Here is a 12035-nt window from a genome sequence, read left to right on the forward strand (position 1 = left end):
TTTGCGCTTGCCCTTTTGATGCTATCGGCCGACCGCCACCCGATTTCCGCCCCTGTCCGGCACGGACGAGTTCAGCGGCCCTCGCAGGATCCGGGTCCTGTCAGCGGCGAAGCCGACGGGCGGTGACCACCCCGGCACGTCACCGGCGGGTTCTCAGCTGCTCGCTCGCGAGGACGGCCCATTCGCCTGGTGCGGAACTGCTCGAGACCGGCGGCGAGAAGACCGCTGAGACTCCGCTGCGCAGTTCAGGCGAGATCACCTTCGGCGATCATCGCCTCGATCTCCATCGCCGAGGCGAGACCGCCCACGCACGGGCCGATCACTCCCTCCACGCCGAGGTGGCGCAGCCGCTTCGCCTGCTCGATGGTGCGCACCCCGTTGCCGATGACGGTCAACCCCAGCAGCTCCGCTGAACCGACCAGGCTGGACACGAGGTGCTCGTCGAGCGGATCCGGGCCGTCCGGGTCGGCGAAGCTGTCCAGGTAGCCACCGGTCAGCCGCACCGCGCGCAGCGGCAGGCCGCGCAGTCGAGCCACTTTGCGGTGGTCGCGGCCGAAATCGTGCACCGCGAGCGTCAGGCCCATCTCGGCGAAGATCTCCAGCGCGTCGATCGGATCGCCGCGCTGGTCGAACAGCGCGGTCTCCGGCACTCCGATGATCAGCTTGCTCGCGGGAAGCCCGGCCGAGCCCAGGATGCGGCGCATGTCGGCGACCAGCTCCGGGTCGCGCAGCTGCCGCGCGGACAGGCCGACGGCGGCCACCGGGCCGCGGTCGCCGAACCGCTCCTGCCAGTGCACCGCGTGCGCGCAGACCTGCTCCAGCATCCAGGTGCCGAGCCGGGTGATCAGGCCGGTCTCCTCCGCCAGCCCGAGGAAGTCCTCCGCGTCCAGCTCACCGAACTCCGGGTGGTCCCAGCGCAAGTGGGCCTGCACGCCGACGAGGGCGGCGCTGTCCAGCCACAGCACCGGCTCGTACTCCACGTAGAGCTCGTGGTCGCGCAGCGCGCTCGGCATCGCCGCGGACAGCCGGAACCGCTCCTTCGCCTCCGCGTTGTGCTTCGGGTCGTACAGCGCCCACTGCGCCCGGCCCTCGCTCTTCGCCCGGTACAGCGTGATGTCGGCGTCCTGCAGCAACTCGTCCGGTCCGGTGTCGGCCACCGCGGTCTCCACCACGCCGACGCTGGCCGAGGCGGTGAGCTGGTGCCCGCGGACCGACACGGGACGGGTGACCTCGGCCAGCATGTGCTCGACGATCTCGACGAGCCGCGCCGCGCCCTGCGAATCGGGCACGAGCACCACGAACTCATCGCCGCCCATCCGCGCCGCCAGCCCGGATTCCATGGTGGCCAGCGCGTTGAGCCGCTGCGCCATCGCCCGCAGCAGCTCGTCGCCGATGGGGTGGCCGAGGCTGTCGTTGATGGCCTTGAACCCGTCGAGGTCGAAGTAGCACAACCCGACGCGGCGACCCGGGTACGCCGGTTCCAGCGCCTCGTCCATCGTGGTCTTGAGCAACGTCCGGTTCGCCAGCCCCGTCAGCGGATCGTGCGTGGCCTGCCTGCGGAACTGCTCCTGGAGCATGTGCCGGTCGGTGATGTCCTCGTAGAGCAGCACCTGGTAGTCGGGCCGTTCCTGCGAGTCGCGCACCAGGGACGCCGAGACCTGGGTCCAGATGTGCGCGCCGTCCTGGCCGCTCAGGCGCGTCTCGGACTGGAACCGGTCGACCTCGCCGACCGAGAGCGCCTCGACGTTCTCCACCAGGTCGTCGACCCAGTCCGGGTCGGTGAGGTCGAAGACGCTGCGCCCCACCAGGTCCCGGCACACCGGTTCGAAGATGTGCTCCATCGGGACGTTGACCTCTTCGATGACGCCGTCGAGCGTGACGATGGCGATGCCCAGCGCCGAGGAGGTGAACACCGCGCGGAACGACGCCTCGCTCGCGCGCAGCGCCTCCTCCGCGGCGTCCCTGGCCTGCAGCACGGCGCGTTTGATGACCTCTTGTTCGTCGAGGGTCTGTTCGCGCAGCTGCCCGGCGTAGCTCGCGGCGACGGCACCGAGCGCCGCGACCGGGGTGCCGGGCTTGGTTTCGGCCGGCCGCAGCTTCGGCAGTTCTTCGCCGAGCATCCACAACGTCCGGTCGAGGGCGGTGGGGCTGGTGAAGTGGATGCGCACCAGGCGCTCGCCGAGTTCGGCGGCGGCACCGGTGAGCCGGTCCTCGTCGTCGAGCGTTTCGAGGATCGCGTCGAGGTGCCTGCGCAGGAACGCCTCGATGTCGGCGCGGGCCATGGGTACGTAGCTGGTGCGGATGATCTCGCGGGTCCAGCGACGGACGAACTCCGCGTACTCGAGCTGTTCGTCGGTCATCGCATGGCACCGCCGGAATCGGACTTCGACGTCATCGCGCACAATGCGGGAATTCCAAGAACACCATTCCGGAATCGGCATATTCCTCGGCCTGACGAATGCCGCGCGCCGCGAACCGGGCTCACCCGGACGCGGCGCGACACCCTCTTGACCTCCGGCTTCACCCGCACTGCGCGACACCCGGTCACGGCGGGTTCTTCGAGGTCCACACCATCAGGCAGCCATTCCGGCCGCTGGTGCATCGTTGCCTCCTGAATGCCGGCGTCCACGGCGGGCGGACCGACTAAAGTCGGTACTCTACAAGATCTTTTGAAGGTACGGACACCAACGCCGAACGTGATCGTACTGTGACGGTCCGCGTTCGGTCATCAGTCGAATGTCCGACCGATCACCTGCCCTGGCGAACCGCTCTATGAGGCTTCTCACCGTCCGAACTCCGGGATTTACGGTAAGGGCAACCTAAGCTGGTGGGGATCGGATCGCACCGCGCGTGTCGGGACTCCCCGGAACCGCCGGCGCGTCCAACCGGGCTCCGGGGCCGATCCCCGGAGTCACCCGTGAAGTCGAGCAGGAGGACACGCATGACCCGCCCACTGCGAGTGGCGATCGTCGGGGCCGGCCCCGCCGGCGTGTACGCCGCGGACATCCTGACGAAATCCGAGACCCCAGTGGACATCGACCTGCTCGACCGGATGCCCGCTCCGTACGGGCTCATCCGCTACGGCGTCGCGCCCGACCACCCTCGGATCAAAGGCATCGTCAACGCGTTGCGGCGGATCATGGAGAAGCCGGAGATCCGGTTCCTCGGTGGCGTCAACTACGGCGAGGACATCAAGCTCGACCAGCTCCAGCACCACTACGACGCGGTGATCTTCTCCACCGGCGCCGACAAGGACCGGGCGCTGGACATCCCCGGCATCGACCTGGCCCACAGCCACGGCGCCGCGGACTTCGTCTACTGGTACGACGGCTACCCCGAGGCCACCCGCGACTGGACGCTGGACGCCAAGGAAGTCGCCGTGATCGGTGCAGGCAACGTGGCGCTGGACGTGGCGCGGGTGCTGGCGAAGCAGGCCGACGACCTGCTGAGCACCGAGATCCCGGACAACGTCTACCAAGGCCTGAAGGACTCGCAGGTCACCGACGTGCACCTGTTCGCCCGCCGCGGTCCCGCGCAGGCCAAGTTCACGCCGCTGGAGCTGCGCGAACTCGACCACCAGCCGGGCGTGGAGCTCATCGTGCACCCGGAGGGCTTCGAGCTCGACGAGGCCAGCGAAGAGGCCATCCGCAGCAGCAACCAGGTCAAGACGATCGTCAAGACCTTCCAGGACTGGGCACTGCGGGACCCGAAGAACGACACGCCGCGCCGGCTGCACTTCCACTTCCTGCGCGGTCCCGTCGAGGTCCTCGGCACCGACCGCGTCGAGGGCCTGCGCACCGAGATCATGGAGCTCACCGGCGACGGCAACGTGCGCGGCACCGGCGAGTTCGAGACCACGCCCGCGCAGGCCGTGTACCGCGCCGTCGGCTACCTGAGCTCCCCCGTGCCGGACATCCCGTTCGACCACGGCACCGGCACCGTCCCGAACGACGGCGGACGGGTGCTCGACCTCGACGGCGACCACATCACCGGCGTCTACACGACGGGCTGGATCAAGCGCGGGCCGGTCGGCCTCATCGGCCACACCAAGGGCGACGCGCTGGAGACCATCAACAACCTGCTGTCCGACCTGGACTCGATGCCCTCGGCCGAGGAGCCCGACCGCGACAGCGTGCTGCGCTTGCTCGAGGACAACGGCGTCCAGTACACGACCTGGGACGGCTGGAACCTGCTCGACGCGCACGAGCAGGCGCTCGGCGAGGCCCAGGGCCGGGAGCGCATCAAGGTCGTCGAACGCGACGAGATGATCGAGATCTCCCGCAAGGACAGCTGACGCACCTGAGCACAAAAGCGGCCCCGCCGATCACCGGCGGGGCCGCTTCGCGTTTCAGGACCGCCGGTGGACCGAAACGGTGACCGAGGCCGTGATCGGGAACGGGGTGGGCAGTTCGGCGATGCGGGCCGGGAGGGATTCGGCGAGGTGCCAGGCGTTCGGCCCCATGCCGACGAGAGTGGCGATCTCCGCGACGTCCAGGTTCAGCGGGAACTCGCGGACGTTCGAACCGACCGGCTCGAAGTGCCCCGCGAGCTGGTCGGCGAGCCGCTGCGGTTTGCGCTCGTCGACGCTGAGCAGGTCCAGCGCGGACACCAACTCGGCCAGGTGACCCGAGTTCGGGGTGACCACCACCAGGTGCCCGCCGGGCCGCAGCACGCGGTGCGTCTCGGCGGGGTTGCGCGGGGCGAACACGTTCAGCACGGAGCCCACGACTCCGTCGCGCACCGGCAACGCCTGCCAGGCGTCGGCGAGCACCGCCGACGCGCGCGGATGCCCTTTGGCCGCGCGGCGAGAGGCGTACTTGGAGACGTCCAGCGCGATTCCCGCCTCAGCGGGCAGCCGCTCCAGCACGTGCGCCAGGTAATGCCCCGTGCCCGCACCGAGATCGAGCAACGGCCCGCCGGTGTGCACGTCGGCGGCGCTGTCGGCGAGCGCCTCGACGATCGGCGCGTAGTGCCCGGCGGCGAGGAAGTCGGCGCGGGCGGCGACCATCTCGGCGGTGTCACCCGGCCCGGGAGCACCGCGCCCGCCCAGCAGGCTCACGTAACCCTGCTTGGCCAGGTCGAACGCGTGATTCGCCGAGCAGCGCAGGGTGCGATCGGCCGGTTCCAGCCCACCACCGCAATGCGGGCACGCCAGCAGCCGTGCGACTTCGTCCAACACTTTTCCGCCTCCCCGGCCCGAATCCTAGGCGGCACCCTCCCCGCGCTCCGGCAAGCACCTCACCAGCACCCCAGGCGAACGCCCCTGCACCCCACCGGTCAAACGGCCCACCCGCCCACCGGCACCACGAGGTGAACGTCCCCCCACCGGTCAAACGGGACATTCGCCTGAGCCCGGGTCGGGGCTGGTTGCGTGGCGTGGTGGTGGGGTGGGAACACTCCGGGGTGAGGCCGGAGTGCGGAGGAGGCGGTGGTGGGCTCCTGGTTCTGGGCGCCGGAGTACCGGCAGGCGCGGGCGGTCTGCGCGCACCTGGTGGCCGCCGTGTACCTGCTCGGCTTCGCCAACGCCGTGCACCAGTTCCGCGCCCTGGCCGGGGAGCACGGGCTCACGCCGGCCCCCCGGTTCCTGCGGGCGGTGGGCTTCCGCCGCAGCCCCAGCCTGTTCCACTTGCACTACTCGGATCGCTTCTTCAGCGCGGTGGCCTGGACGGGCGTGCTGCTGAGCACCGCCGCGCTGCTCGGCGTGGTGGCGCTGCTGCCGCTGTGGGCGTGGATGCTGGTGTGGCTGGTGCTGTGGGTGCTGTACCTGTCGATCGTCAACATCGGCCAGATCTGGTACGGCTTCGGCTGGGAGTCGCTGCTGTTGGAGGCCGGTTTCCTGGTGGTGTTCCTGGGTCCCGCCCACACCACTCCCCCGGCTCCGGTGCTGTGGCTGCTGTGCTGGCTGCTGTTCCGCGTCGAGTTCGGCGCCGGGCTGATCAAGCTGCGCGGCGACTCCAGCTGGCGGAACCTGACGGCGCTGCACCACCACCACGAGACGCAGCCGATGCCCGGCCCGCTCAGCCGCTTCTTCCACCGGCTGCCGGGGCCGCTGCACAAGGCGGAGGTGCTGGCCAACCACGGCACGCAGCTGGTGGTGCCGTTCGCACTGTTCGCGCCGCAGCCGATCGCGAACGCCGCGGCCGTGCTCATCGTGATCACCCAGTGCTGGCTGCTGCTCAGCGGCAACTTCGCGTGGCTGAACCTGATCACGATCGCGCTCGCCTTCGCCGCGATGGACGACCGGCTGCTGCGCTTCCCCGTCCCGGAGGCGCGGGATTCGCCGCTGTGGCAGCAGATCCTGGTCCTGGCGGTGACGGCGGGGATGCTGGCGCTCGCCCACCACCCGGTCCGCAACATGCTCGGCCGTAGCCAGGTGATGAACCGCAGCTTCAACGCGCTGCACCTGGGCAACACCTACGGCGCGTTCGGCACGGTCACCCGCACCCGCTACGAGGTCGTCGTCGAGGGAACTTCCGACCACAGCGGGGAATCCGGCTGGCAGGAGTACGAATTCCCCGGCAAACCGGGAGATCCGAGGCGCAGACCACCGCAGGTCGCGCCCTACCACCACCGGCTGGGCTGGCTGCTGTGGTTCGTCACCATCGCCCCGCACTACGGCCGGACGTGGCTGCCAGCGCTGCTGCGCGCGTTGCTGCGCGGAGATCGCAGGATCGGACGAGTGCTGCGCCACGACCCCTTCCCGGACGAACCACCGGCCTTGGTCCGCGTCCGGCTGTACCTCTACCGCTTCGCGAACCGAGCTGAACACCGGACCGGAACGTGGTGGACACGTAAGCCGGCGGGCGAACTGATCCCGGCGATGTCCGCAGCGGATCTTCCCGGCTGAGCCCGGATCTCATTCCCGTTCCTGGAAATGTGCGCACCGCTTTTGCCTTGATCGTCGACTGACCAGCAGTCCGGCTATCGCAGACAAGCCGGAAGCTCCGAACGGTCAGACTTCCACATTAACGTTGGTGATCATTATACTGCTGAGGCTGTCATTGTCCGGATCACCACTTCCGCCCCGCTTCCCATCAATGACCTCGAGTCCCTCCTCGGAGATCGCGCCGAAGATCGTCGCGGAGAAAAGACTTTGGTGGTCTTCAAAGTCCACGCCGAAGTCCGGTCGCTCGGAGCCGGACATGGTCAGGTACCCGCGCAGGTGGGCCTTCTTAGTGAACTCGTCCTTGTCGGTCCAGGTGTAACCAGCACCCAGCCCGTCCTGGACGGGACCGCAAACGAGGGACGGAACGTTCCCCCCGCGGCAATGGGTGCTGTCGTAGAAGCCGTTTTCGGCCAAGTGGACGAAACTGTTGACCGTGCACGGCGCCAGCGACCGGTCCAAGATCGCCGGCATGGCACCGACGTTGGTGTTGATGGTGGCCCGCACGATGCCCTTCGCAGGCACTTCGCCGCTGGCCGGGGCGCTCCCGGGCGCGAGCCGCTCACCTTCATCCGGCCGGTAGTCGCACCTGACCGGGTCGGCCGAGGGGGTCTGGCGCGTTGGCAGTGGCACGAAGCCCGGAGGTATTCGCACTTTCCCGGCCTGCCGTTGCTGCGGTACGCCGGAGAGATGACCGGCGTGCTGTGACGCGGCGTACTCTGCCCCTTGGTAGAACACCGCGACCAAGGCCGCGATACCCGTCGCGATTCCGGCACTGATGAACAGTTTCCGCCGAAAACCAGGAGACCGAACCGAATCTTCGCGGCGAGTGGCCGCCGGAACGAACCCGTCGAAGTTGATCGAGTCGTGAACAGCCGAGTTCGGCTGTTCCGCGGTGGCCGACCGTGGCAGGTTTGCTGCTGGGGACGAACTCGGAACGAAACCTTCCTGGAAGAACCCGCTGCGCACGCCCGCTGCTTCGCCTGGCCGGCTGGTGGCACCGGTGCTCTCCAAAGCTGCGCGCGCGGCGATCGCGACGGAATCGGTGTCATCCTTGGCCAGTCTCTCCAGCGCAGTCCTAACCGCTTCTGCCGAATCGGCGCCGTCCGATGTCAACCGCTCGGACAACTCGTCCACGGCTGCCAGACGCACCGCCGGCAACGGACTTCGCAGGGCTAGGGCGAACTCCGGCGGGAGGTCCGCCGCGACAGCGCTCGCGGCCACGATCAAGCGTCCCTGGAACTGGCTGTCCAAGCCCGGAGTCTGGGGTCTGCCCGCGGCCTCGACGTGTTCGTAGATGAAGTCGTAGAGCTCATCTACGTCGATCAGGCCGTCGCCGTTGCGGTCCGCTCCGCCGGTACGCAGGCCTTCGATCAGCGCTCCGGTGAACACCGACGGGCTGGCCGTCCCCACGACCGTCGAGCCGGCGGAGCGACCTGATTCGAAGGAGTACTCCAGCGCCGACGACGACGTCATCACCGCACTACCGCGCCCGCCCAGCTGGGAGAGGACTCCGACGCTCTCCCCCGCGCGATGCGTGCTCCCTGGCGGGAACGCGCCTGCGAAGCAGCAGTCCAGGACGACAACCACTCGCCGCGACCTCGTGGTGTCCATCTGGTTGCGGACGAACTGGGCGCTGACCGCGGTCGCGTTGAGCCGGTCGTGGCGCGAGTTCGTCATCGCCAGGTGCAGCTGGCCGAAGTCGTCCCGGACGCCGTGGCCGGAGATGTACAGCAGCACCAGGTCGTCCAGCCAGGCCGCCGCAAAGAGGTCTTCGATCGCCAGGTTCGCCTCATGTGCGGGCGGGTTGTGCAGCGTTTCGACCTCGTACCCGCCGACGGCCGGGTCGGCGAGCACCGCGGCCAGCGCCTCGGCGTCGGCACGCGGTGCCCGCAACTGCCGGAAGGTGCCGTCCGAATAGCCGTCGGTGGCGATGAGCAGCGCCCGGCCCTTCCCGGTCACTTCACCACCGCCCCTGGCCGCATTCAGTTCTCCGCGTCGGACAAGACTCGCGCTAGAGGGTAGCGAACTCATCACGTTGCGTTGCCGGCACCGGCCGTTCCCTCACCAGGACGGGCGCAGCGGCATGCCCGAGCGGCCTCCGTCCAACCGGACTCCGAGCATCTGGTGGAGTTGGATGTTGTTGAGTTCGAAGCCCAGCCGGGAGCCCGCCATGTAGAGGCGCCAAATCCGCGCCCGCGCCGGACCGACCTCGTCGACCGCCTCGTCCCAGTGCTCTTCCAGGTTCGCGCACCAGTCGCGGAGGGTCAGGGCGTAGTGATCGCGCAGGTCCTCGGTGTGGCGGACTTCGAAACCGTTGTCGTGCATCGCCGACATCAGCGTCCCCGGCCCCTCCAGCTCGCCGTCGGGGAACACGTAGCGGCCGATGAACTTGCCCGGCTTGGACCCGCGGGTGCCGTCGGGGCGGGTGATGGAGTGGTTCAGCAAGCGGCCGCCGGGGCGCAGCTTCTCGCGCAGCGACGAGAAGTACCCGGGCAGCTGCCCCAGTCCGATGTGCTCGGTCATGCCGATCGAGCTGATCGCGTCGAAGTCCGACTCCGGCACGTCCCGGTAGTCCAGGTGCCGCACCTCGGCCAGGTCGGCGAGGCCGCGGTCCACGATGGCCTTCTGCGCCCACTGCGCCTGCTGCAGCGACAAGGTCACGCCCAGCGCGCGCACCCCGTAGCGCTCCGCGGCGTGCATCACCATGCCGCCCCAGCCGCAGCCGACGTCGAGCAGCCGCATGCCCTCGCCCAAGCCGAGTTTGCGCGCCACCAGGTCGTGCTTGGTGTACTGCGCCTCCTCCAGGCTGGAGCCCGCTTCCGGGTACACGGCGCAGGTGTAGGCCATCGACGGGCCGAGGACCCACTCGTAGAACCGGTTCGACACGTCGTAGTGGTACGAGACGGATTTGCTGTCGCGCAGCTTCGAGTGCCGCAGGCCGCCGCGCGGGCGGTACTCCTCCGGCGGCGGGCCGACCGGCCACCACAACCGTTGCGCGCCGAGCCGGGCGATCAGGTCGAGCTTCGTGCGGGTCGGCACCTGGTCGATCGCGATGGACGGGAACCGGGACAGCGCCTCGTGCATGTCGCCGTGCACTTCGAGTGCCCCGGTGACGTAGGCCCGAACCAGCCCCAGCTCGTCCGGGGAGGCCGCCAGGTGCGACAACGCCAGCGGAGACCGCAGTTCCACGCCGATGTCCGCTCCGGCCCGTCCCGCACGGCTGCCGTCGTAGGCACGGAACTCGACGTCGAGTCCCTCCCCCAGGATCCGCGGGAACACCTCTGCCCAACCCATGTTCGGTTCTCCTCCCTGACGATCCCTACCGCTTGCCGACGCACTTCTCGTACAGGCCGGGAAGCCGCTGGCCGGGGTCGTATCGCTCCTTCAACTTCTCGTAGGCGGGGCGGTTGTAGAGCCGCCAGAACTCCTCCGGTTCGTAGAACGAGTCGGAGTAGAGCGACTTGTGCCCGTCCAGTTCGCCGACGACGTCTTCGATGGCGCGGTTGTACTTTCCCGGCGCGTCTCCGGGTGTCGTGTCGACCGCGGACCAGAAGCCCACGTTGACGTAGAGCGTGTCCGGGTCCATCGGGTACAGCGACCAGCCCTGCCGGTCGCGCAGCTGGACCGGGCACAGCCAGATCGGTTCGATGCCGATCTCGCGGTGGAAGAACTCCAGGAATTCCGGCAGCCGCGTCACCGGGATCTCCACGTCCTGGATCACCGGTTCGCTGCCCGCCGCTCCCCTGCGCCGGGCGAGCCGGTCGGAGAGCCCGGCCTTGCGGTCCCAGGCCACGATGCGCCGGTACACGTCGGAGCGCCGGTACTTGCGGGGCCACACCTTGCGGACCGCGGGGTGCTGCACGCCGAACGCGCGGGAGCACCAGAACCAGTCGGTGTCCCAGCGCCACAGGTAGTCGTGGGTGCTCAAGTGATCGGTCTGGTGGTCGCGCAGCGAGCGGTAGTAGATCCCCTGGCCGGTGTAGTCGCTGGTCGCGGGCGCCTCGGCGACGTAGGTGCCGACGGTGAGGTACTGCTCGTCGGGGGCGAACACGGTGCCGTCGATGAAGTCGACCCGGTGGCCTTCGAATTCGCGGTCCCGGCAGATTTCCGTGATGGCCGCGGCGCATTCCTCCGCGGTGGAGAACCGGATGTGGCGCAGCCGCACGTAGGGCTCGGTGCGTTCGATCTCGACTTCGAGGCGCAGCGCGTAGCCGAGCGTGCCGTAGGAGTTCGGGAAGCCGCGGAACAGGTCGGCGTGCTCGTTGTCCGGCCGGGCCACGACGACCTCGCCGGAGCCGGTGAGGATCTCCATCTCGCGCACCGATTCGTGCGGCAGGCCGCTGCGGAACGAGGCGGCCTCGATGCCGAGGCCTGCGACGGCGCCGCCGAGGGTGATCGTCTTGAGCTGCGGGATGACCAGTGGCACGTGCCCGGTGGGCAGGTGCGCGGCGACGACGGTCTCGTAGGTGGCCATGCCCTGCACCTGCGCGGTGCGGGTGCCCGGGTCCACCGACAGCACCCGGTTGAGCCTGCCGACGTCGAGTCCGGTGGTGGCCGGGTCGCGGAACCGGAACAGGTTGGAGGTGGGCTTGGCCAGCCGCACCTGCTGTCCGGGCGGGATTTTCGCGTATTCATCGACCAGGGCGGCTACCTCGTCGGAGTGGTCGGCAGGCACTGCTCCCGAGATTCCCGGATCGACTCCCATGGGTCCGACCATATGGCGCCAGCGGAGACCCGGCATCCCACTTTGCGGAGCTCGCGGCGGCGGGCTCGTCCAGTTGGCCGGTTGGATCGCCCGAACCTCAAGCGATCCACCGGTACCGGAAACCCCGCAACAAGTTGCGTCACACAACTGATTTCGCAGGTCACCCGACTCGGCGATCAACTGCGGAAGCGGCTTCGCCGAGATGCTCACAACCGGCCGACCAGCCCAGCTGCTCCGTTCGAGCGATATTGATCACATCGGGCACCGGGTCCGCCCGATCGGCCCAGTGCGTGAGCACCCGACGACGGGCCGTCGACCGCGCCTGGGCGCGGGCGCCCCCGACGCCCGCCCACGAACCTGTCGTCCGCGCCGCTTCGGGACGACTCCCGCGAAGCGGATGATCTCTACCCCAGACGCCCGCCGGCGCTTCCGTCGACCTCACCG

Annotated in this window: 7 protein-coding genes; 2 read left to right on the forward strand and 5 right to left on the reverse strand. The window is 69.1% G+C overall.

Annotated features, from left to right (window positions below):
• Positions 1-245: 245 nt before the first annotated feature.
• A complete protein-coding gene (locus H2Q94_RS21395) occupies positions 246-2360 on the reverse strand; it encodes a putative bifunctional diguanylate cyclase/phosphodiesterase (RefSeq protein ID WP_243788978.1) in 2115 nt (704 codons plus the stop codon).
• 581 nt (positions 2361-2941) lie between these two features.
• On the opposite strand from H2Q94_RS21395, the gene H2Q94_RS21400 reads away from it, so the two are divergent.
• A complete protein-coding gene (locus H2Q94_RS21400) occupies positions 2942-4294 on the forward strand; it encodes an FAD-dependent oxidoreductase (protein ID WP_243788979.1) in 1353 nt (450 codons plus the stop codon).
• A 54-nt stretch (positions 4295-4348) separates the two neighbouring features.
• Here the strand turns inward: H2Q94_RS21400 and H2Q94_RS21405 are convergent, their stop codons facing one another.
• Positions 4349-5179, reverse strand: a complete 831-nt coding sequence (locus H2Q94_RS21405; protein WP_243788980.1) for a putative RNA methyltransferase — start codon at positions 5177-5179, stop codon at positions 4349-4351.
• Positions 5180-5428: 249 nt separating this feature from the next.
• Here H2Q94_RS21405 and H2Q94_RS21410 point away from each other — a divergent pair, with 249 nt between their 5' ends.
• The gene (locus H2Q94_RS21410) at positions 5429-6847 is read left to right on the forward strand and encodes a lipase maturation factor family protein (protein WP_243788981.1); all 1419 of its coding nucleotides are present in this window, start codon (positions 5429-5431) and stop codon (positions 6845-6847) included.
• A 105-nt stretch (positions 6848-6952) separates the two neighbouring features.
• On the opposite strand, the gene H2Q94_RS21415 is transcribed toward H2Q94_RS21410, so the two are convergent.
• The 3 genes from H2Q94_RS21415 to H2Q94_RS21425 all read right to left on the reverse strand — a co-directional run bounded on the left by H2Q94_RS21415 (position 6953) and on the right by H2Q94_RS21425 (position 11591).
• Complete coding sequence (locus tag H2Q94_RS21415) at positions 6953-8845, reverse strand: caspase, EACC1-associated type (RefSeq protein WP_243788982.1); 1893 nt, start codon at positions 8843-8845, stop codon at positions 6953-6955.
• Between the two features lie 102 nt (positions 8846-8947).
• The gene (locus H2Q94_RS21420; protein WP_243788983.1) at positions 8948-10180 is read right to left on the reverse strand and encodes an SAM-dependent methyltransferase; all 1233 of its coding nucleotides are present in this window, start codon (positions 10178-10180) and stop codon (positions 8948-8950) included.
• A gap of 25 nt (positions 10181-10205) precedes the next feature.
• Positions 10206-11591 carry an FAD-binding oxidoreductase gene (locus H2Q94_RS21425; protein WP_243788984.1) on the reverse strand — a complete coding sequence of 462 codons (1386 nt, stop codon included), beginning with the start codon at positions 11589-11591 and terminating at the stop codon, positions 10206-10208.
• Positions 11592-12035: the final 444 nt, after the last annotated feature.

It is taken from the genome of Saccharopolyspora gloriosae (assembly GCF_022828475.1).
In the GTDB taxonomy this organism is placed as follows: domain Bacteria; phylum Actinomycetota; class Actinomycetes; order Mycobacteriales; family Pseudonocardiaceae; genus Saccharopolyspora_C; species Saccharopolyspora_C gloriosae_A.